The organism is Streptomyces sp. NBC_00341 (assembly GCF_041435055.1).
Taxonomy (GTDB): domain Bacteria; phylum Actinomycetota; class Actinomycetes; order Streptomycetales; family Streptomycetaceae; genus Streptomyces.
The window spans coordinates 7753235-7774881 of record NZ_CP108002.1; the positions used below are offsets into that span (position 1 = coordinate 7753235).

A 21647-nucleotide genomic window follows, 5' to 3' on the forward strand; every position below is an offset into this window, starting at 1 on the left:
GGGGCTGTGTCACGCTTCGCGATCTTGATGAAAAGAGGTGAACGCGACTAGTGAACTGGTTCACTCACCAACTGTCCCCCTGTCGCGAACACTTGGCAAGAGGCACTCTGAAATTTCCAGAGTGGCTGTGTCTTTGATGGCACGCGCATGGCACACTGCTCGCAAACAGCGCATGGGGAGGTCTGAAGTGAGTGAACCGCGGTCCGCCCCGACCGTGGGTCAGGTCGTTCTCGGCAAGCGCCTGCAGGATCTGCGGGAACGTGTCGGCCTGAGCCGTGACCAGGCTGCCAAGGTGCTGCGTGTCGCGCCCGCGACGATACGCAGGCTGGAGACGGCCGAGGTCGCCCTCAAGATCGCCTATGTGCAACTCCTCCTGAAGGCCTACGGGATCTCCGAGGAGGAGGCCGACGCCTTCGTCGTCCTCGCGGAGGAGGCCAACAAGCCGGGCTGGTGGCAGCGTTTCCACGACGTGCTGCCCGACTGGTTCAGCATGTACGTCAGCCTGGAGGGCGCGGCGAGCCTGCTGCGCATGTACGAACCGCACTTCGTCCCTGGGCTGCTGCAGACCGAGGACTACGCGCGCTCGGTGATGCGCACCGGGGCCGTCGGCCAGACCCGGCCGGAGGACATCGAGCGCCATGTGGCGCTGCGGATGGAGCGCCAGTCCCTGCTCACCCGGCCGGATGCCCCGCGGCTGTGGGTCGTGATGGACGAGACGGTGCTCCGCCGCCCGGTGGGCGCCCCGGAGACCATGCGCGCCCAGGTCGACCAGCTGCTCGAAGCGACCTCGATGCCCAACGTGACCGTCCAGATCGCCGAGTTCTCCACCGGCCATCACCCGGGCACCTACGGACCCTTCGTGCTCTTCCGGTTCGCCGTCCCCGAGCTCCCCGACATGGTCTACAGCGAGTACCTGACCGGGGCCGTCTACTTCGACGCCCGCCCCGAGGTGGCCTCCTACCTGGAGGTCATGGACCGAATGGCGGCCCAGGCCGCGACTGCACAACGCACGAAGGAAATCCTCCGGGGCTTCCGCAAGGAGCTGTGATGACACCCATATACAACGGCATGCCGGCCGCCGAACTCGGCTCCGAGGGCTGGTACAAGCCGTGGAGCGGGGGCAACGGCGGCAACTGTGTCGAGGCGATGAAGCTGTCCGACGGAAGAATCGCCATGCGCCAGTCCGCGGACCCGGACGGCCCCGCCCTGATCTACACCCACCGCGAGATCGCCGCCTTCATCCAGGGAGCCAAGGCCGGCCAGGCGGACTTCCTGCTGACGTGAGGTGACGTGAGGTGACGTGACGGAGAGCGGTCCGGTTGCCGGCCCGGTGCCGTCGCAGGCCACAATGGATCCATGTCCCGACGCACCGCACGCCCCCGGCGCCCGTCCGCCGGTGGCGCCCGTACCGCTCCAGTCGCTGAGATCACCGCGGCATCGCCCTGCCCGTGCGGGCTGCCCGCCGAGTACGGCGCGTGCTGCGGGAGGCTGCACGCCGGGGCCGCCGCGCAGACCTGCGAGGCGCTGATGCGTTCGCGGTACGCGGCCTTCGTCGTCCGGGACGCCGCGTATCTGCTGCGCACCTGGCACCCCGGCACCCGGCCGGACACCCTCGACCTCGATCCGGGGACGCGCTGGGAGCGGCTGGAGATCCTGGGGACGACGGAGGGCAGCGCCTTCCACACCACGGGCACGGTCACCTTCCGGGCGCACTTCAAGGACCACGGCCGCGCCGACTCGCTGTACGAGAAGAGCCGCTTCGTCCGGCACGAGGGCGCCTGGGTCTACGAGTCGGCGGTCTTCGCGGACTGATCGCGGGCGCGCGGGCCGCCGACGTCAGTTGAACACGGACACCCGCGTCCGGTGCAGGGTCGGCCTCTCGTGCTCGTCGACGAGGGCCACGGCCAGATCCGCGTACGAAAGGTGTGCCGTCGGCGAATCGGGCACGTCGTCCCCGCCGGTCCGGTAGCCGCCCGTCCTGATCCCGCCCGCCTCCAGCCGCGCGGGCGGCGTCAGCATCAGCCAGTCCACGGCGCCGCCATGGGTGCGCAACCGGTCGAGGCCCGCCGTGTGCGCGGCGGCGAACGGCCTGATCTCCCTGGGGAAGGCCTCGGGGTCGTCGAGCACCAGGTGCCCGCCGGCCGCCTTCAGGTTGGCGAACAGGCCGACCACCAGCAGTCGTCCCACGCCTGCTTCCGGCAGGCCCCCAATCAGCGCATCGGCCGCTTTGACGTAGAACAGCGGGTCGAGTCCGGCGAAGCCCTGCTCCGGTCCGGAGAAGGGGCTCACGGCGTGGACGACCGAGCCGTGGCCCCGGACGAGCCCGGCGATACCGGCGGCGTCCGTCACGTCGCCCTGCACCAGCCGCACACCGTCGTCCGTCGCGAGCCCGGTGTACTTGTCCGGGTCCCGCACCACCGCGGTGACCCGGTGGCCGCGCGCCCGCGCCTCGGCGGTGACCGCCCGCCCCGCCCGACCGCCCGCACCGAACACGACCACGCTGCTCATGGAACAGCCCCCTTCCGGCGGCGGCGATCGCCACCGAAAATGACGGTATCCACGGGATACTGGTTACTTCAAAGATACCGGGAGGCCCTCACGTCATGGATCACGAGCCGCTCGACCCCGCCATGTTCGATCCCGTGTGCCCGTCGTCACCGATCCCGGTCCGGATCGGTGACAAGTGGACCGCGATGGTGGTGCTCTGCCTCCAGGACGGTGCCCGCAGGTTCAGCGAGCTCCGGGTGCCACTGGCCGCCATCACGCCGAAGGTGCTCACCGCGACTCTGCGGGCGATGGAACGCGACGGCCTGGTCATCCGCACGGCCCACGAGGAGAACCCGCCCAGGGTCGAGTACGAACTGACACCGCTCGGCCGCTCCCTGCTCACTCTGATCGACGCGACCCGGAGCTGGAGCAGGGACCACCTGCCCGCGCTCCTCGAAGCCCGCAGGACGTACGAGGCGTCAGCCCGGCGGGCGCCGTAGTCCGCCCCGCTCTGCTCAGACCGGCGCGCCGGCCGGGGCCGCCGGGGACAGTTCCTGGGTGAGGTCCTCCGCCAGCAGCCGCTTGGCGATGACGTCGACCGCGGCGCGCAGGCGGGCGTCGTCCGGGCGTTCGCCGTCGTGGCCCAGCTGGTCGTTGAGCCAGGCCGCCCAGGCGTTCGTGATGGTCGCGGCCTCCCTGCTCCCCGCCTCCGTGTGGGCGAAGAGGTGGCCGTCCCCGGTGAGGTAGCCCTCCTCGATCATCCGGTCGAAGACGGGCACCAGTACCTCCGGCGGAAGCCGGTGCCGGGCCGCGATCAGCCGGAGCCCGGCGTGGCCGACCATCCGGGTGAACAGCTCGACCTGCATCACCGCCCAGGCCCCCGCCATGTCGAGCCGGGTGTCCGACTCCGCGATGATCCGCCGGGCCGTGTCCGGGTCGACCCGGCGCAGGACCTTGGCCACCGAGAATTCGAGCAGCCGTGCCGAGTCCCCGGTGCTCGGGGAGGCGAAGCCCTCGCCCATGTCGGTCGAGCCGGCCCGCACCGTGTCGCGCAGCTTCACCTCCTTCAGGAAGAGCGCCACGACGAATCCGAGCACCGCGACCGGCACCGTCCACAGGAACACCGTGTGCAGGGTGTCGGCGTACGCCTGGGCCAGCGCCGCCGTCTGCGCGCCGGGCAGTGAGTGGAGGCCCTCCGGGCTCTGCGAGGCCTTCACCAGCGCCGCCGGATCGCCGCCCGCCCGCGCCGCGGCGGCGATCCCGTCCTTGAGGTTGGGGCCCAGCGTGTTGGCGTAGATGGTCCCGAACACCGCGGTGCCGAAGGCGCTGCCGAGCGTACGGAAGAAGGTCACGCCGGAGGTCGCCGTGCCCAGGTCCGAGTAGTCGACGGTGTTCTGCACCGCGATCGTCAGTACCTGCATGGACAGGCCGATGCCGAGACCGAGCACCAGCATGTACAGCGACTCCAGCCACACCCCGCTGTCCGGGCCCATCCGGGAGAGCAGGAACAGGCCGACCGCCATGACCAGCGAACCGATGATCGGGAAGATCCGGTAGCGGCCGGTCTTGCTGACCACGTTGCCGCTGAAGATCGAGGCGACCAGCAGCCCGATGACCATCGGCAGCGTCCGGACGCCCGAGAGGGTCGCGGAGTCCCCGTCCACGTACTGCAGATACGTCGGCAGGAAGATCATCGCGCCGAGCATCGCGAACCCCACGATGAAGCTGAGGATCGAGCAGACCGTGAAGACCGGGTTCGCGAACAGCCGCATCGGCAGCATCGGTTCCTTCGCCCGGAACTCCACGAGGCAGAAGAGCGCGAGCGCGACCACTCCGAGCGCGAACAGCCCGATGATGACGGGGGAGCCCCAGGCGTACTGGTTGCCGCCCCAGCTCGTCGCCAGGATCAGCGAGCTCGCCCCGACCGTGACCATGGCGATGCCCAGGTAGTCGATGACCGGACGCCCGGCGGCCTTCACGGACGGGATGGTGCGGGCTGCGGCGATGACCACCACGATCGCGATCGGCACATTGACGTAGAACGCCCAGCGCCAGGTCAGATGGTCCGTGAAGAGCCCGCCCAGCAGCGGCCCGATGACCGTGGAGACACCGAACACCGCACCGATCGCACCCTGGTACTTGCCCCGGTCGCGCAGCGGGATGACGTCCGCGATCAGCGCCATCGACGTGACCATGAGCCCGCCGGCGCCGATGCCCTGGAGACCGCGCCACACGATCAGCAGCGTCATGTTCGTCGCGAGACCGCACAGGAACGAACCGGTGATGAAGATGATCGCGGACAGCTGGAAGACGATCTTCCGGCCGAACAGGTCGCCGAACTTCCCTACCAGGACCGTCGCCACCGTCTCCGCGAGCAGATAGGCCGTGACCACCCATGACATATGGGCGGCGCCCCCGAGGTCCGAGACGATCGTGGGCAGCGCGGTACCCACGATCGTCTGGTCCAGCGCGGCCAGCAGAATACCCAGCACGATCGTGGCGAAGACGATGTTCCGGCGGCGCGGATCGAGCAGGGGCGGCGCGGCGGCACTCTGCGCGGCGGGGGCGGTCTCGCTGGCAGTGGTCACGTTTGCACCCTCACACCGCGCCCCGTCACCCGCATGCCGGGCGCCGCCGGACGTGTCAGGCCGGCAGATCCCTGAGCGAGGCCTTCATCCGCGTGACGAACGCCTCCCGCACCGGCTCCGCCACCCGGTCCAGCGAGAGGTACGGGTTCAGGTCCTCCAGTTCGACGAGGAGCAGCTCGCCGTCCGCCGTCCGGCACGCGTCGATCCGCTGGATTCCGTGATCGAGGGTGTTCCACGCGACGAAGGACCGGGCGAACTCCAGGTCCGCCGCACTCGCCGCGTACGGCTCCAGCACCCAGCGCCGCTCCGGGTGCGGCGCGTGCAGCGCGTACTGGAAGTCGTGGTCCACGAAGTAGAAGGACACCTCGTAGCGGAAGTCGATCCGGGGCTGGATCAGCTGTGTCCCGTCCGCCTCAGGGCCCACGTCGGGACTCCGTACGAAGCGCAGCCCGGCCGAGTCGGCGCCCAGCTTCGGCTTGATCACGTATCCGTCGGCGTCCGGCAGCAGTCCCAGGTCCGCGACCCGGTCCACGGTGGGGATCACCGGATAACCGGCCCGGCTCAGATCGACCAGGTACTGCTTGCCCGCCATGTCGCCGCGGCCGGTCAGCGGGTTGTAGACCCGGGCGTCCAGTTCCCGGGCCCGTGCGCGGAACGCGTCGTACGCCTCCTGGTAGTGCAGTACCGGGCCGCTGTTGCGTATGACGGCCACGTCGAATCCGGCCAGCAGCGCGGCGGCGTCGCGCGGATGGCACAGCGCCGTGTCGAAGTCCTCGCGCAGCCGTGAGGTCAGGAAGATGTCCTCGTCGCAGTAGCGGCGACCGCGTGCCGCATAGGCCAGGTCGGTGACGAGGAGGAGGGACGGGCGGGGGCCGGTGGCCATGGTGTTCCCCAAAGCGTGTGCGAGCGGACGGGTGGTCAATAACCTGGACGGCGTTGCCCGTCAACGACCCTGGAGCGTCATGACGTCTGCCCCGCAAGAGTCGCTCGCCCCGCACGAGCCGCCGGTGCCCGACATTCTCTCGCCCGCCTTCGCCGCCGACCCCTACGGGGCCTACCGGATCATGCGCGACAGCGCCCCGCTGATCAGGCACGAGGCCACCAACAGCTACATCGTCTCCCGCTACGAGGACGTCGAACGGGTCTTCAAGGACAAGGCGGGGGAATTCACCACCGACAACTACGACTGGCAGATCGAACCCGTCCACGGCCGCACCATCCTCCAGCTCAGCGGCCGTGAACACGCGGTCCGCCGGGCCCTGGTCGCCCCGGCCTTCCGGGGTACGGACCTCCAGGAGAAGTTCCTCCCCGTCATCGAACGCAACGCGCGCGAGCTCATCGACGCCTTCCGCCACACCGGGGAGGCCGATCTCGTCGGGGCGTTCGCGACGCGGCTCCCCGTCCTGGTCATCGCGGACATGCTCGGCCTGGACAAGGCGGACCACGACCGGTTCCACGGCTGGTACACCAGCGTCATCGCCTTCCTCGGCAACCTCGCGGGCGACCCGGCGGTGGCGGCCGCCGGCGAACGCACCCGGCGGGAGTTCGCCGGGTACATGATCCCGGTCATCCAGCAGCGCCGGGCGGCCCCCGGCGGCGACCTCCTCTCCGCGCTCTGCGCGGCGGAGGTCGACGGCGTACGGATGAGCGACGAGGACATCAAGGCCTTCTGCAGCCTGCTGCTGGCCGCGGGCGGCGAGACCACCGACAAGGCCATCGCCTCGGTCTTCGCCAACCTGCTCACCCACCCCGAGCAGCTCGCGGCGGTGCGGCAGGACCGCGGTCTCATCGACCGGGCCTTCGTGGAGACGCTGCGCTTCACCCCGCCGGTACACATGATCATGCGTCAGGCCGCCACGGACGTGGAGCTCGGCGGCGGCCTGGTGCCCGCGGGGTCGACCGTCACCTGTCTGATCGGCGCGGCCAACCGGGACGCGTCCCGGTACCGTGACCCGGACCGGTTCGACATCTTCCGCACGGACCTGACCGGCACCACGGCGTTCTCCGCGGCGGCCGACCATCTGGCGTTCGCCCTGGGCCGGCACTTCTGCGTGGGCGCGCTGCTGGCCAGGGCCGAGGTGGAGACCGGGGTGAACCAGTTGCTGGACGCGATGCCCGACGTACGGCTCGCGGACGGATTCACCCCGTCCGAGCAGGGCGTCTTCACCCGGGGCCCGCGGTCGCTGCCGGTTCGCTTCACCCCGGTCGCGGGCTGAGACGGGGAGGGGCGGCGGCGCGGACGTCCGTGCCGCCGCCCCGGCGGCGCGCACGCCGCGGCGTCCGGACGGCGGGTGCCCCGTACCGCCTCAGCGGATGTGGCGTCCCGAGATCGCCCGCGCGATGACCAGGCGCTGGATCTCGCTGGTCCCCTCGAAGATGGTGTAGATCTTGGCGTCCCGGTACATCCGCTCGACCGGGTGTTCCCGGCTGTACCCGGCGCCGCCGAGGATCTGCACGGCCTTCTCGGTGGCGGAGACGGCGAGTTCGCCCGCCCGGAGCTTGGACATGGAGCCCTGCCCCGCGTCGAAGGTGCGGTCGTTGCGGGCCATCCACGCGGCCTGCCAGATCAGCAGCCGCACGGCCTCGATCTCGGTGCGGATGTCGGCGAGCGCGAAGGCGATCGACTGGTTCTCGATGATGGGGCGGCCGAACGCCTCGCGCTGACCGGCGTACTCCAGCGCGTACTCGTACGCCGCTCGCGCGATGCCGAGCGCCTGGGCGCCGACGGTGGGGCGGCTGACCTCGAAGGTCGCCATCGCCGCCTGCCCCTTGCCGCCCGAGCCCTCGCGGGCGCGGGCGAGGCGGGTGTCCAGCTTCTCCTTGCCGCCGAGCAGGCAGTGCCCGGGGACCCGGACGTCGTCGAGGAAGACGTCCGCGGTGTGCGAGGCGCGCAGGCCGAGCTTCTTGATGGTGCGGCCCGCCTCCAGGCCCTTCGTGGCGGGCGGCACGATGAACGCGGCCTGTCCGCGGGCGCCGAGCGCCGGGTCGACGGAGGCGACGACCACATGGACCCCGGCGATCCCGCCGTTGGTGATCCACGCCTTCTGGCCGGAGAGCACCCACTCGTCCCTGGCCTCGTCGTAGCGGGCCTTCGTGGCCATCGCGGAGACGTCGGAGCCGGCCTGCGGTTCGGAGACGCAGAACGCCGCCACCTTGGGGTCGTCCTCGTCGCCGTAGCACTGCGGAACCCACTCGGCGAGCTGGTCCGGCGTGCCGGAGGCGAAGATCCCGGCGACGGCGAGGGAGGTGCCGAAGAGCGCCATGCCGATTCCGGCGTCGCCCCAGAACAGCTCCTCGTTGGCTATCTGGAGGGAGAGCCCCGTCGGATCGCCGTACATGTCGGCCAGTGACTCGAACCCGTACAGACCGATCCGGGCCGCTTCCTGGATGACCGGCCACGGGGTCTCCTCGCGGGCGTCCCATTCGGCGGCCGCCGGGCGCACCACCTGGGCGGCGAAGCCGTGCACCCAGTTGCGCAGGTCCTGCTGCTCCTCGGTGAGGGCGAGGGAGAAGTAGCTCATCGGCTCAGGCCTTCGGGATGTCGAAGTAGCGGGTGAGGCCCGAGGCCAGACCGACGTCGCCGGCCACCTTCAGCTTGCGCATCATGAACATCGTCACGGGATTGCCGTTGCCGGAGACCAGTTTGAGGAACTCCGCGTCGCCCATCACCAGCGTCGTGCGGGGTTCGGCGTCGGAGCGGCCCGCGCTGACGGTGCAGACGCCGTCGGCTATCGCGGTCTCGTACACCTCTTCGGTGTCCCCGGTGATCTTCCAGCGGATCAGCGCCCTGAGCTGTCCGGCCGCCTCCGGGCGGAACTGCTGCCTCATCCGGCCGAAGACCTCTCCGAGCACCCGGGCGCGCAGTTCGCCGTGCATGACCTCGCCGAGCTGCCTGGCGGACAGGCCCTTCACGATCCGCGCGAACTCCGGCGGGGAGACGGCCGCGAAGTCGAGTGCGGCCAGTTCACCGGTGAGGTTGCCGCTGCTGTTGTCGGCCACGCCAGTTCCTTACTCTGAAGTAAACTTACTTTTGAGTAAGGTAAGCGCCGGGCAGCCCCTCCGCAAGCAGCTGCCGCCTCTTCGCAAGGGGTGCCCCCCGCGGTCACCAGGCGCTGCCGGGGCGCACCGTCAGCAGGGGGTGGTGGGCGGCCAGGACCTTGTTGGCGCGGGCCAGCTCCGACAGGGCCTGCTCGCGGTCCGCCTGGTCCTCGATGCCGAGCCGCGGACCGCGGAACCTGCGGACCTCGCGCGCGGCGCACTCGGCGTCGAACTCCGCCTCCAGGATGTGCTGCGGGATGCAGGAGCCGATCAGTGCGGCGACCCGGTCCGGGATCGGCACGGGGACGAGCAGGTGCGAGGCGGTCATGGGAGGTTCCCTCTCGAATGGTGGCCAGGAGGTCGAACGGTGCGGCCGCCGGGTGGGCGGTCGACTCCTCCATATAACGGGACGCAGTTCCGGGTTTCTCGTTGAGAACGTCTCCGTGTGGCAACCGTTTGGGAGTGACCGGGTATTTCGCCTTACCTGTAAGTAAGTTGACTCGCGGCGCCGGGCGTGATCCGACTGGAACCCGTCCCGGCCGCACGGTGCACTACAGCGCGGATTCCTCGCTTCGGGCGCGCAGTTGGAGCGCCCGCAGGACCGCCTCGGTGGAGAACCTGCTCTCTGGGTCGATCAGTTGTTCCCCGAAGATGGACTCCAGGTTGCGCATGCGGTAACGGACGGTCTGTGGGTGGACGTCGAGCAGCTCGCCCATGTGGGCCGCGGTGCCGCGGGTGTCGAGCCAGATGCGCAGGGTCTCGACGAGGCGTTCGCGGCGGTTGGCGCTGATTCCGGCGATGGGCGCGAGTTCCCGCCGGGCGAGCTGGTCGAGCAGGACCGGATCGGACAGCAGCCACAGGGTGATCAGGTGGTCCGCGCACAGGACGAAGGGCGCGTCCTCGATGACACCGGTGTCGACGAGTTCGAGGACCCGCCTGGCCCAGCGGATCGAGTCGGAGGCCAGAGCGGTGGGGACGGTCAGGCCGATCGCGGCGCGACTGCCCAGGAGCGACTGGTCGAGCATGGATCTTCGCGCGTCGTCGAGGGGGCCGGGGATCAGTAAGTGCGGCTGCGGATCGCTGAGATCGGCCAGGATGTCGCGGTCGGCGCTGACCCGGTCGAGCCTGGCCGGAGCGCGCACGGCGACGAGGGTGACCTCCTCGGGCAGCGTCCACCCGGTCTGTTCGCACAGCTCGGCGATGGCGGTACGGGGTACGGGGCGGCCGGCCAGGATCAGGTGGAGCAGGCGCCGGCGCATGGCCTCGCCCTGCTCGCCCGACTGCGACTGCACCTCCAGGAAGCCCTCGCGGGAGAGCGATTCGAGCTCGTCTATGTAGGCGAAGAGGGCGTCCGCGAAGCTGAGCATCAGGGTCGGTGAGAAGTTGTAACTGCGGCCGACCTTCTTCGCCCGTCGCAGCGCGACACGGGCACCGAGTCTGTAGGCGCCCTGGAGCGTTTCCATAGTGCGGCCTTCGTATGCCTCGAACCGTCCGAACCGGCGGCACATGTCGTCGCGCAACGAGGTCGATGTGGACGGTTCCGCGACCAGATCCACGAACGAGGAGAGGCTCTGTTCGACGCCGACGCGAATGGCCTGGCCGTTGGGTCCGCTGAGCAGGCGCGCGTATTCCGGATAGGCGCGGGTGACCTCGACGCCGATCTCTTTGATGAGGCTCGGCAGTTCGGGCCGCATGATGGCGGCGAACTCCTGGGGAAGCGGTCCCAGCGGGTCCCCTGTGTCCAATGGCGAAATGACTTCTCGCATGACGTGTCCCCTTGCTCTCCAGCGCCCGGTGGGGGGTGAGGCAGTGGGGGAAAGCGCTCCCACGAACCGACAGGTGCGTACCAAGTCCGCGATGAAGATAGACCAAGTCAGCTGTCGTGCCCACCACTTGTGCAAGATCGAAATGCAGGGGGCACACATCCTGGCCGCATCGTGGTGCTCCGGTGCAGGTAGGGCGGGAGTGCTCACTTCCGGACAATATTTTCAGCCGCCGGCTTCGTCATGGAAACAGGGGCTGCGGAGCGGCGGGGCGCCGGACTGTGACGCGAGGAGCGGATTCGGCCCGTGCAGTAAAACGGAGCCGGGCATTCAGCGATCTGTCTTTCCTGCTCACGGAGTGACAAAGAGCCGGTGGAAGCGGTTTCGGCCCAGGTGTGTGGAATGCCCCAGCCGGCTTCCGGTGCGCAGGGGACCGGCAGGAGCGGCGGCGCCCGGAAAGGGCCGGCGGGTGGATATGCGCTCCTCCGCCGGGAGAATGCTTCCGCCGCTGAGCCGGCCGGGGCCGCCGACCGGTGCTCTCCGTGTCCGCGCCGGGTGCCGTGGCCCCGGTCCGGGGCGGGTGGGTCCGGGCCCTCGTGGCGCGTCCCTGGTGCGGCTTCCCTTCCGGTGGGCCGTGGGTGACTCCGCGGCCGGTGCGACTGCCCGGCGCCGGCTCCCCGGCGGAACCGCGAGCGAGACTGCGCACTAAATGACAAGTGGTTCGGGAGAGTTAGTAAGCCGGGTACGAGAAAAGAACTCCGTGCGAGCAATTTCGACCAGCAGGATTGTGCTCGAAGTTTCTCGCAAGTAACGTCACGGCCTGTCACAGATTAGATGTGGCCGAGAGTGTACGTCTCCCCCTCGGAGAAGTGGTTCGTAGACGTTCTTCCTGCCCCTTGGGCAGCTGTGAAGCACGTCCCCGCAAGCAGTGCCACCCGCATTGTCGAATCGGAGGAACTAACTGTGCGTAATACCCTCAAGAAGATCGCCGTCACCACCGGCGTGGCTTCTGCGGCTGTCGTACTCGGTGCCGTCCCGTCCATGGCCCTCGCCGCCACCACGTGGACGGTCTCGCCCAACCCGGCTCCCTTCACCGCCGTGTCGACCAACACCGTCCTGTCGGTGAGCGGCATCCCGCTCACGTGTCCGACGGCGAGCGCGGGCGGTTCCGCGTTCAGCGCCACGGGCAACCCCGCCACGGTCGGCAACATCACCTCCGCCACCTTCGGCACGACGTCCAGCCCGTGCACGAGCGCGCTCGGCCCGGTGACGCCGGTCGCCACGACGACCCCGGCGTGGCAGCTCGTGGCCCAGGACTACACCTCCGGTGTGACCACCGGCTACATCAAGAACATCCAGGCCAAGCTCACCGTTCTCACCTGCAGCTTCAACGTCACCGGTGAGGTCAACGCCAAGTACACGAACAGCACCAAGAAGCTGTCGGTCTCCAACTCGAGCGCCCACCAGCTGACCGTCTCGGGCGCCACCGCCGCGTGCGCCGGGATCGTCGCCAACGGGTCCCACCCGACCTTCACGGGCGACTACAGCGTCACCGGGATCACGAGCATCATCGGCACCTGACGGACTGGGGCTGCCGGGCAGTCGAACGTTCAGCAGACCGCACCGCGGGAACCCTGCCGTGCGGTCTGCGCCGTCGATGGAAGGAAATGACGAGGGATGATGATGCGCGGGACAGCAGGGCGGAGCCGTGGGCGTGTGACGGCACGGAGCGGAGCCGTTCTGGCCGCGGTCCTCATGGCCGGAATGATCCCTGGCGCGCAGGCGTCCGCCGGGGATCGTGACGTCCACATCGACGTGAAGTACGGCTGCGACTTCCCCTCCGGAACCAGACCGGTCTCGGTCCGCGTGTCCGCGACGGTTCCGGAAGAGGGGGAGGTGGGCAAGCCCGTTCAGCTCAGGGACGTGAGCACCGAACTGGTTCTGCCCGAGGCCGGGCTGCCGGACCTGGCCGGTCTCGGGGAGGCGGGCGCCGAGGCCGAGACCAAGCTGACCATGGGTGTGGCGCAGGGCGATCACACTGCCGAGACCGTATGGATCGGGACCACCGGCGACCCGGTGGCCGTTCCGGACGCGGGGAAGTTCACCGTCACCTCATCCGGTGACGTTCCCTCGGTGACCGCGGGCTCGTCCGGCGGCCTCACCTTCACGGCGGGGAAGCTCACCGCGCTGCTGACCTCACCGAAGACCGCCGACCCGGCAGCCGAGCCCTCGGCCGTGATGCTGAACTGCGTCCCGGAGCCGGACCAGGTCCTGGAGCTCGGCACGGTACGGATCGCCGGAGACCCGCAATGGCCTTCGCCGCAGCCCTCCGCGACCGATGAGGACACAGCCTCCGGTGACAGCGGTACCAGCCGCGACGAGGCGACGCCGAAGGTGGACGACCCGGTGAAGCCGACCCTCCAGGACGGGAAGGCCCCGCCCTGTGTGGGCGACCAGGACGACCAGTTCAGCCTGAACGCCTATGTCACCGGCTACGCGAACGTGGCCAAGCTCAAGGCTGCCACGTTGTTTCCGGTCGCCTGCTCGCAGATCGAACAGGGTGCGACGGTGATCAAGATCGTGGACGGTCTCGTCCACATCTTCCAGGACTCCTCGGTGCTCCTGGACTACCGGGGCAAGCCCCAACTGCCGCCTGCCACAGGTACGTTCCTGACGTTCGGCTTCATGCCGACGACCGCGACCCTGGAGATGACCCAGATCCCGCCGGCCGACGGCCCGGACGGCAAGCCGTCGGCCAACATTCATTCCGACCTGAAGATCCTCAGCCCGGGAAACAGTGAGGGCACGACCACCATCGATCTCCAGCTCCAGTTGCGGCTGCACGACGTGAAGGTCAACGGCGTCGCCCTGGACGTCGGCGCCAACTGCCGTACCGAACGGCCCTTCGAACTGCCGCTTCGGGGGCGCATGGTCCTCAAGGACGGCGTCCAGACCGGATACACACTGGTCACGGGCGGTGTCCTCACCGGCCAGGTCACCCTGCCGCCGTTCTCGGGCTGCGGGGTCGGTGAGGACCTGGACGACATCTTCACCGCCTCCATATCGGGTGTACCCGGCTATGTGAAGCAGGTCCAGGCGCCGCCCTGTGCGGCGGCCCAGCACGACCAGGCGGTGTGCACGGAGGACAACCAGCCGGTGCACGTTCCCAAGCCGGAACGCTGAACCGGAACCTGTCCCCCTGTTCCCGTCGTCGCTGCCGAACCATTCCATTCGCTCAGCCCACCATGAATTGAGGGAGTAATGAGAGCTGTCCCGAAGAGATGGCGTACCGGCCTGCTCGCCGCCGGCGCCGCCGCGGTGGTCGCGATCCCGCTGACCCCTCTGTCCGCCTCCGCCGCCTCCGCCGCGAACCTCAACGGGGACTGGGCGCCCTTCTCCCGTTGCCCCGTCGACGATCCCGCCATGCTCGCGGCGGACGGCCAGGACTTCGTGGCGTCCTGTGTGTCCTCGTACTCGCCCAGCGGTTCCATCAAGCTGGGCAGCACGGAGGCCACCACCGGCGCCAACGACATGCAGTTCGGTGTCATCCAGGACACCGCCGCCGGTACGTTCAAGGTCGTTCCCCCGGCCGGCGGCTCACTCGTGGGCGCGCCGACGGCGATACCCGGCGGGCTGCTCGGGCTCATGTGCCCCAGTGACATTCCCGTGGTCACGGGCGTCTGCAACTCGATCACCAATATCAGCCTGAACAAGGTGATGGCGACGGTGGAGTCGGCCGGAACGCCCACCGAGTTCAACCTGACGGCCGGGCTCACCACCGGCCAGCAGATCGTCAAGCTGCCGGTCCGGATTCATCTGGAGAACCCGCTCCTCGGCTCCAACTGCTACATAGGCTCGGCATCGGACCCGGTGATCCTGCGTCCGCAGAACACCACGGCTCCGGCCATCGCCATCGAGCGGTTCGACGGCAACGGTACGCCCAACGCCAGCGACGGCTCGATGCTGAGGTTCGCGCTCACCGGGAACACCCAGGGCGACACCACGTTCTCCGTGCCGAAGGCCACCGGCTGCGGTCTGGGCGGAATCCTGAGCTGGGCGGTGAACCTGAAGACGGGCCTGCCGTCCTCCTCGGGGAACAACCACCTCACGCTCAACAACGCCTCGACGTACAGCGGCGCGCTCACCGCACCAGGGCTCGTCCTTCCCAACGCGGGCAAGGTGCTTTCCCAGAACTGGCACTCCGCGGTGAAGTAGCAACGCTTTTCACCGCAGTTCGACGATGCCCGCCCCGTCCGGGAAATCCGCCGGCGGGGCGGGCATCGTCATGGGCTGTTCCATCGGAAAGTGAGCACTCCGGATGACAACGAAGGCTCCGGAGCCACTCACTTTCCGACAACTCCGCAGGGGTCCCTGCTCACCTCCGTACAGAAACAGCACCGCTGTCGAGAAGCGCGCAAAAAGTTCAGGAACCGCTATTGCGGAGGCAGGTTACTGAGCCGTAGCGTCCCAGGACCAGGGGCGGCTCCCCCGCTGCCGGGGTCCAGCGGCCCCGATTCGCACGTCGGAGATCTTGCGCAGATTCCGACAAAGCCGGTGCACGGCTTTGTCATTCGGTGACAAGTGATCCACAACGAGCACCGTGTTCGTCGATTTCCGCTGTTCAACGGCTTGTCCTGGCGGTTTCTGCGGACATAACGTGCGCCTCCTGGTGCATGTGTGACGAGCCGCCATTGGATTTCTCTGAGCCGGAGCGCTGACAGATGACCACGTTCACCTATACGTCGAGGGAGGGCCGATGGGAATCGAAGTAGTCGTTGAAGGCCTCACGAAATCCTTCGGTAAGCAGAACATCTGGCAGGACGTCAGCCTCACCCTGCCCGCCGGCGAAGTGAGCGTGATGCTCGGTCCCTCCGGTACCGGAAAGACCGTCTTCCTGAAGTCGCTCATCGGACTGCTCAAGCCCGAGCAGGGACGCGTGCTCATCAACGGCGTCGACATGGTGAACAGCCCGGAGCGGAAGATCATGGAGACCCGGAAACTCTTCGGTCTCATGTTCCAGGACGGTGCGCTCTTCGGATCGATGTCCCTCTTCGACAACATCGCCTTTCCGCTGCGGGAACACACCCGCAAAAGGGAATCCGAAATCCGCCGGATCGTCATGGAGCGGATCGACATCGTCGGACTCCTCGGCGACGAGGACAAACTGCCCGGCGAGATATCCGGCGGTATGCGCAAGCGGGCAGGCCTGGCCCGCGCACTCGTCCTGGACCCGCAGATCATCCTCTGCGACGAGCCGGACTCCGGGCTCGACCCGGTCCGCACCGCCTACATCTCGCAGCTGCTCATCGACCTCAACGCGCAGATCGACGCGACGATGCTGATCGTCACCCACAACCTCGACATCGCGGCCACCGTCCCGGACAACATGGGCATGCTGTTCTGCCGCAACCTGGTCACCTTCGGGCCGCGCGAGGTACTGCTGACCAGCGATCTGCCCGTCGTCTCGCAGTTCCTCTCCGGCCGCCGCGAGGGGCCCATCGGCATGTCGGAGGAGAAGGACGCCGCCACGCTCGCCGCCGAGGAGGTCAACGGCTACGGGCAGGGCATCAGTTCGGCCAACGCCACCCGCACCGTCGTCCCGCAGCTGGAGCCTTCGCCGGGGCTGCCCGTCCGGCAGGGCGCGCTGCGCCGCCGGGAGCGGGTCATGTCGATGATGGGGCAGCTGCCGGAGGCCGCCCGTACGGCCATCCTGAACAGCTACAGCCCGGCGGCGGGCGGTGGACGCCCGTGACCGCCCCCATGCCGGTGCGGCCCCCGGAGCCCCCCGGGCCGCCCTCGGCCCGGTTGCCGGAGAAGGCGCCGGAGCAGAGACGCCCGAGCCGGCTGTTCGCGCCGCTGCGTGAGACGGGCAGGCTCTTCACCCTCGCCGGGACCGTGTGCCGCGAGACCTTCCGCCGGCCCTTCCAGGTGCGGGAGTTCATCGAGCAGTTCTGGTTCGTCGCCAGCGTCACCATCCTGCCCGCCGCCCTCGTGTCCATCCCGTTCGGCGCGGTCATCGCCCTCCAGGTCGGCTCCCTCACCCAGCAGCTCGGCGCCCAGTCGTTCACCGGCGGCGCCAGTGTGCTCGCCGTCATCCAGCAGGCCAGCCCGATCATCGTGGCGCTGCTGGTCTCCGGGGCCGCCGGCTCCGCGATCTGCGCCGACCTCGGATCGCGCAAGATCCGCGAGGAGCTCGACGCGATGGAGGTCATGGGCGTCTCGCCCGTACAGCGCCTCGTCGTCCCCCGGGTGCTGGCGACGATGCTGGTGGCCGTGCTGCTGAACGGACTGGTCTCCGTCGTCGGCACCCTCGGCGGCTACTTCTTCAACGTGATCCTCCAGCACGGCACCCCCGGCGCCTACCTGTCCAGCTTCTCCGCCCTGGCCCAGCTGCCCGACCTGTACATCAGCGAAATCAAGGCCCTGATCTTCGGCTTCATCGCGGGCATCGTCGCCGCCTACCGAGGCCTCAACCCGCGCGGCGGGCCGAAGGGGGTCGGGGACGCGGTCAACCAGTCCGTCGTCATCACCTTCATGCTGCTGTTCTTCGTGAACATGATCCTCACGGCGATCTACCTCCAGATCGTCCCCGCGAAGGGGAGCTGACCGATGTCGATGCTCAGCTGGCTCGACCGATCCGGTGACCAACTCACCTTCTACGTACGGGCACTGCTCTGGATACCCAGGACCCTGCGGCGCTACCTCAAGGAGGTGCAGCGACTCCTGGCCGAAGTCGCCTTCGGCAGCGGCGGACTCGGGGTCGTCGGCGGCACCATCGGCGTGATGATCGCGATGACGCTGGCCACCGGTACGGTCGTCGGCCTCCAGGGGTACGCGGCGCTCAACCAGATCGGCACCGCCGCGTTCACCGGCTTCATCTCCGCCTACTTCAACACCCGGGAGATCGCCCCGCTCGTCGCCGGACTCGCGCTCTCCGCGACCGTGGGGGCGGGCTTCACCGCCCAGCTCGGCGCCATGCGGATCAACGAGGAGATCGACGGCCTGGAGGCGATGGGCGTGCGCTCGATGCCCTACCTCGTCACCACCCGCATCATCGCCGGGGTCGTCGCCATCATCCCGCTGTACGCGATCGGACTGCTCTCCTCCTACGTCTCCTCCCGCTACGTCACCGTCCTGTTCAACGGGCAGTCGGCCGGCACCTACGACCACTACTTCAACCTCTTCCTGTCTCCGCAGGACGTGCTGCTGTCGGTGCTCAAAGTGCTGATCTTCAGCGTGATGGTGATCCTCGCGCACTGCTACTACGGCTTCCACGCCACCGGCGGACCCGCCGGGGTGGGGGTGGCCGTGGGCCGCTCCGTGCGCAACGCGATCGTGCTGATCAGCGTCACCGACTTCTTCCTCTCGCTCGCCATCTGGGGCGCCACGACGACGGTGAAGGTGGCCGGCTGATGAACACCCGGACCACGCGGAACACCCGCCGCAGACTCGCCGGAGTGGCCCTCCTGCTCGTGCCCGCCGTACTCGTCTGGGTGTCGATAGCGGTGTACAACAAGGACTTCACCGACGACGCGACCGTGACGGTACGGACCGGAAGCGTCGGCAACGAGATGCACGACAACGCCGACGTGAAGCTGCGCGGAGTCGTCATCGGGCAGGTCCGCGACATCTCCGCCGACGGCGAGGGCGCCCGCCTCACCCTCGCCATCCAGCCCGGCAAGCTCGACCGGATCCCCGCCGACGTCACCGCCCAGATGCTGCCCACCACCCTCTTCGGGGAACGGTTCGTGGCACTCGTACCGCCCGCCGTACCGTCCGCGGACACGCTCCGGGCCGGAGCCGTCATCCCGCAGGACCGCTCCAGCAACGCCATCGAGCTGGAGGAGGTCCTCGACAACGTCCTGCCGCTGCTGACCGCAGTACAGCCGGAGAAGCTCTCCGCCACACTCAACGCGGTCTCCCAGGCGCTCAAGGGACGCGGCGAGAAGCTCGGTGACACCCTCGTCAGGCTCGACGCGCACCTCCAGAAGTTCAACCCCCAACTCCCCACGCTCAACGCCGACATCAAGGAGCTCGTCAAGGTGAGCAGGGTGTACGGGGACGCCGCACCCGATGTCCTGGACGCGCTCACCGACTTCACCACCACCAGCGGGACGCTCGCGGACCAGCAGGCACAGCTCGCCGACCTCTACGGTTCCACGACCGCCTCCGCGCAGGACCTCACGACGTTCCTCCAGGAGAACAAGGACAACCTGATCCGGCTCTCCGCGACCGGCAGGCCGACGCTGGAACTGCTCGCCAAGTACTCCGACGAATTCCCCTGCACCCTGCGGACCATGGCCGGATTCGTCCCCGCGATGGACAAGGCGCTCGGCAAGGGCACCGGACAGCCCGGCCTCCACGTCACCCTCAAGGCCGTGAAGTCCAAGGGGAAGTACGTGGCCGGCAAGGACACCCCGGTCTACGACGCGACCGGCGGACCGCACTGCTACTCGGTGCCGTACGTCGGTACGACGGAGCCGACGGCGGCCGGGCGGGCCGCGGCGTCCCCGGCCCCCGGCGACAAGGCGGCGGCGGACCCGCCCGCCGACAGCGGCCGGAAGGCGACGGACACCTCCCTCGGCATGCCCAACTCCCCGCAGGAGAGCCGGCTCGTCAACGAGCTGGTCGCTCCCTCACTGAAAGTCCAGCCGCAGAGCCTGCCCGACTGGAGCAGCGTGCTCATCGGCCCGGCCTTCCGCGGTGCGGAGGTGAAGCTCAAGTGAAGCGCCGCTCCCTCGCGGGACCGCTCGCGAAATCGATCGTCTTCATCCTGGTGACCGTCCTGGCCACCACCGTCCTGGGGCTGTCCATCGCCAACACCGGGGTCGGTGACACCACCTCGTACAAGGCGAGGTTCACCGACGCCACCGGGCTGATCGTCGGTGACAGCGTGCGGATCGCCGGGGTCAAGGTCGGACAGGTCGAGTCGATCAAGGTCGCGGACAAGCGGCTCGCGGAGGTCGGCTTCGCCGTCCGCAAGGGGCGCAGCCTCCCCGCCTCCGTGACCGCGTCGATCAAGTACCTCAACATGGTCGGCCAGCGCTACATCGACCTCGACCGGGGCGCCGGACCGGTCGGCCGCAACTTCCAGGCCGGAGCGACGATCCCGCTCTCGCGCACCACACCGGCCCTCGACCTCACCCAGCTCTTCAACGGCTTCCAGCCGCTCTTCGAGGGACTCTCCCCGCCCGACGTCAACCAGCTGGCCGGCTCCATCGTCCAGGTGCTCCAGGGCGAGGGCGGCACCGTCGACAGCATCCTCCAGCACGTCGGCTCACTGACCTCCACGGTCGCGGCCAAGGACAAGGTGATCGGTGAGGTGATCAAGAACCTCAACACGGTCCTGAAGACCGTGAACGACCGGGAGGCCGGCTTCAACGACCTCGTCGACACGCTCCAGAAGCTCGTCACGGGCTTCTCCGGCGACCGCAAACCCCTCGGGCAGGCGGTCACCGCGATGGGCGCGCTGACCACCGTCACCGCAGGGCTGCTCCAGGACGGCCGGGGGCCCCTCAAGGCCGACATCAAGCAACTCGCGCGGCTCTCGGACCAGTTGGGCAAGGGGACCCCGCAGATCGAGAGCTTCCTCCAGAAGACCCCCGCCAAGATGGAGGCGATCAGCCGACTCGCTTCGTACGGCTCCTGGCTCAACCTCTACCTCTGCGAAGCCAAGGTCAGCGGTGTGACGACAGAGGACGGCAGCGTGCCGCCCACCGGCATCGCGATCACCCAGCCGAGGTGCCTGGCATGAGAATCAAACCCCTGCGGGAACGCAACCCCGTCGCCATCGGCATCGCCGGACTGCTCGTCCTGGCCCTCATCGGCTTCGGCGCCTACCGCGCCGACTCTCTGCCCTTCATCGGCGGCGGCACCACCTACACCGCCGACTTCACCGAATCCGCCGGGCTCGGCTCCGGCGACGAGGTACGGATCGCCGGCGTCAAGGTCGGAGAGGTCACCGGCGTCTCGCTCGACGGCGACAAGGTCAAGGTCAGCTTCCGGGTGAAGGACGCCTGGATCGGCAACTCCTCCACCGTGGGCATCGCCATCAAGACCCTGCTGGGCGACAAGTACCTCGCCGTCGACCCGCTCGGCACCGGCCCCCAGGACCCGGACCGGCGCATCGCCGCGAGCCGTACCACCTCCCCGTACGACGTCACCCAGGCGTTCAACGGACTCGGCGAGACCATCGGGGAGATCGACACCAAGCAGCTCGCCAAGAGCTTCGAGACGATCTCCGCCACCTTCAAGGACTCACCGCCCGACGTGAAGAGCGCCGCCGACGGGCTCTCCGCACTCTCCAGGACGGTCTCCCAGCGGGACGCGCAGCTGGCCACCCTCCTCAAGGGCAGCAAGCAGCTGACGAAGACCCTCGCCCACAAGAAGAGCAGCTTCGAGACCCTGCTGGAGGACGGCAACCTGCTCCTCGGCGAGATCCAGGCCCGCCGCGACTCCATCCACCTGCTGCTCACCGGCACCCAGGAGCTCGGCACCCAGCTCACCGGACTGGTCGCGGACAACAACAAGCAGCTGAAGCCCACCCTGGAGTCGCTCGGCCGGGTCACCGCCGTCCTGGTCAAGAACCGCAAGAGCCTCGACAAGGTGCTGTCCCTGACGGGCTCCTACAACCGGCTCGTCGGCAACACCCTCGGCAACGGCCGCTGGCTCGACAACTACGTCTGCGGAGTCGTGCCCAGGGACTACCTCCCCGCCGGCACGCCCCCGGCGACCGGATGCATGCCACCCAAGCAGCAAGGCGGCCGCTGAC

General features: G+C 68.8%; 21 protein-coding genes. 14 read left to right on the forward strand and 7 right to left on the reverse strand.

Translation table 11 applies throughout. From position 1 onward, the window contains the following. Positions 1 to 187 precede the first annotated feature (187 nt). The 3 genes from OG892_RS34640 to OG892_RS34650 all read left to right on the forward strand — a co-directional run bounded on the left by OG892_RS34640 (position 188) and on the right by OG892_RS34650 (position 1812). Complete coding sequence (locus tag OG892_RS34640) at positions 188 to 1048, forward strand: helix-turn-helix transcriptional regulator (protein WP_073734347.1); 861 nt, start codon at positions 188 to 190, stop codon at positions 1046 to 1048. Then, complete coding sequence (locus OG892_RS34645; RefSeq protein ID WP_024490276.1) at positions 1048 to 1284, forward strand: DUF397 domain-containing protein; 237 nt, start codon at positions 1048 to 1050, stop codon at positions 1282 to 1284. Before OG892_RS34640 ends, OG892_RS34645 begins: the two co-directional genes overlap by 1 nt. Positions 1285 to 1356: 72 nt before the next feature. After that, a complete protein-coding gene (locus OG892_RS34650) occupies positions 1357 to 1812 on the forward strand; it encodes a YchJ family protein (protein WP_073734348.1) in 456 nt (151 codons plus the stop codon). A gap of 24 nt (positions 1813 to 1836) precedes the next feature. Here the strand turns inward: OG892_RS34650 and OG892_RS34655 are convergent, their stop codons facing one another. Further along, positions 1837 to 2508 (reverse strand): NAD(P)-dependent oxidoreductase, encoded by a 672-nt coding sequence (locus tag OG892_RS34655; protein WP_371631160.1) that lies wholly within the window; start codon positions 2506 to 2508, stop codon positions 1837 to 1839. Between the two features lie 95 nt (positions 2509 to 2603). Here OG892_RS34655 and OG892_RS34660 point away from each other — a divergent pair, with 95 nt between their 5' ends. Further along, positions 2604 to 2987, forward strand: coding sequence for a helix-turn-helix domain-containing protein (locus tag OG892_RS34660; RefSeq protein WP_073734349.1), 384 nt, complete (start codon positions 2604 to 2606; stop codon positions 2985 to 2987). A 15-nt stretch (positions 2988 to 3002) separates the two neighbouring features. On the opposite strand, the gene OG892_RS34665 is transcribed toward OG892_RS34660, so the two are convergent. Next, positions 3003 to 5075: an MDR family MFS transporter gene (locus tag OG892_RS34665; RefSeq protein ID WP_073734350.1), complete on the reverse strand. Its 2073-nt coding sequence runs from the start codon at positions 5073 to 5075 to the stop codon at positions 3003 to 3005. A 55-nt stretch (positions 5076 to 5130) separates the two neighbouring features. After that, the gene (locus OG892_RS34670; RefSeq protein WP_073734351.1) at positions 5131 to 5958 is read right to left on the reverse strand and encodes a hypothetical protein; all 828 of its coding nucleotides are present in this window, start codon (positions 5956 to 5958) and stop codon (positions 5131 to 5133) included. Between the two features lie 79 nt (positions 5959 to 6037). Between OG892_RS34670 and OG892_RS34675 the strand changes: the two genes are divergently transcribed. Further along, positions 6038 to 7291 (forward strand): cytochrome P450, encoded by a 1254-nt coding sequence (locus tag OG892_RS34675; RefSeq protein ID WP_371631161.1) that lies wholly within the window; start codon positions 6038 to 6040, stop codon positions 7289 to 7291. A 90-nt stretch (positions 7292 to 7381) separates the two neighbouring features. Here OG892_RS34675 and OG892_RS34680 read toward each other — a convergent pair whose 3' ends face one another. From OG892_RS34680 to OG892_RS34695, 4 genes are all read right to left on the reverse strand, one after another. After that, positions 7382 to 8596, reverse strand: coding sequence for an acyl-CoA dehydrogenase family protein (locus OG892_RS34680; protein WP_328864650.1), 1215 nt, complete (start codon positions 8594 to 8596; stop codon positions 7382 to 7384). A 4-nt stretch (positions 8597 to 8600) separates the two neighbouring features. Further along, positions 8601 to 9074, reverse strand: a complete 474-nt coding sequence (locus tag OG892_RS34685; RefSeq protein ID WP_371631162.1) for an SCP2 sterol-binding domain-containing protein — start codon at positions 9072 to 9074, stop codon at positions 8601 to 8603. A 103-nt stretch (positions 9075 to 9177) separates the two neighbouring features. After that, a complete protein-coding gene (locus OG892_RS34690) occupies positions 9178 to 9441 on the reverse strand; it encodes a hypothetical protein (protein WP_073734355.1) in 264 nt (87 codons plus the stop codon). Positions 9442 to 9664: 223 nt separating this feature from the next. Beyond that, the gene (locus OG892_RS34695; protein WP_371631163.1) at positions 9665 to 10879 is read right to left on the reverse strand and encodes a helix-turn-helix domain-containing protein; all 1215 of its coding nucleotides are present in this window, start codon (positions 10877 to 10879) and stop codon (positions 9665 to 9667) included. Between the two features lie 960 nt (positions 10880 to 11839). Here OG892_RS34695 and OG892_RS34700 point away from each other — a divergent pair. From OG892_RS34700 to OG892_RS34740, 9 genes are all read left to right on the forward strand, one after another. After that, complete coding sequence (locus tag OG892_RS34700) at positions 11840 to 12457, forward strand: hypothetical protein (RefSeq protein ID WP_073734357.1); 618 nt, start codon at positions 11840 to 11842, stop codon at positions 12455 to 12457. Positions 12458 to 12592: 135 nt separating this feature from the next. Then, complete coding sequence (locus tag OG892_RS34705) at positions 12593 to 14059, forward strand: DUF6801 domain-containing protein (protein ID WP_371631164.1); 1467 nt, start codon at positions 12593 to 12595, stop codon at positions 14057 to 14059. 78 nt (positions 14060 to 14137) lie between these two features. Continuing rightward, on the forward strand, positions 14138 to 15091 hold the full coding sequence (locus OG892_RS34710; protein WP_073734358.1) for a hypothetical protein: 954 nt from the start codon (positions 14138 to 14140) through the stop codon (positions 15089 to 15091). A gap of 541 nt (positions 15092 to 15632) precedes the next feature. Further along, a complete protein-coding gene (locus tag OG892_RS34715; RefSeq protein WP_073734359.1) occupies positions 15633 to 16628 on the forward strand; it encodes an ABC transporter ATP-binding protein in 996 nt (331 codons plus the stop codon). Then, a complete protein-coding gene (locus OG892_RS34720) occupies positions 16625 to 17482 on the forward strand; it encodes an ABC transporter permease (RefSeq protein WP_328864646.1) in 858 nt (285 codons plus the stop codon). The genes OG892_RS34715 and OG892_RS34720 overlap by 4 nt, the downstream gene beginning before the upstream one ends. Positions 17483 to 17485: 3 nt before the next feature. After that, positions 17486 to 18289, forward strand: coding sequence for an ABC transporter permease (locus tag OG892_RS34725; RefSeq protein ID WP_073734361.1), 804 nt, complete (start codon positions 17486 to 17488; stop codon positions 18287 to 18289). Beyond that, positions 18289 to 19602, forward strand: coding sequence for an MCE family protein (locus tag OG892_RS34730; protein ID WP_371631165.1), 1314 nt, complete (start codon positions 18289 to 18291; stop codon positions 19600 to 19602). Before OG892_RS34725 ends, OG892_RS34730 begins: the two co-directional genes overlap by 1 nt. Continuing rightward, on the forward strand, positions 19599 to 20630 hold the full coding sequence (locus OG892_RS34735) for an MCE family protein (protein WP_371631166.1): 1032 nt from the start codon (positions 19599 to 19601) through the stop codon (positions 20628 to 20630). Before OG892_RS34730 ends, OG892_RS34735 begins: the two co-directional genes overlap by 4 nt. Next, complete coding sequence (locus tag OG892_RS34740) at positions 20627 to 21646, forward strand: MCE family protein (RefSeq protein ID WP_371631167.1); 1020 nt, start codon at positions 20627 to 20629, stop codon at positions 21644 to 21646. Before OG892_RS34735 ends, OG892_RS34740 begins: the two co-directional genes overlap by 4 nt. The last annotated feature ends 1 nt before the right edge of the window (position 21647 follow it).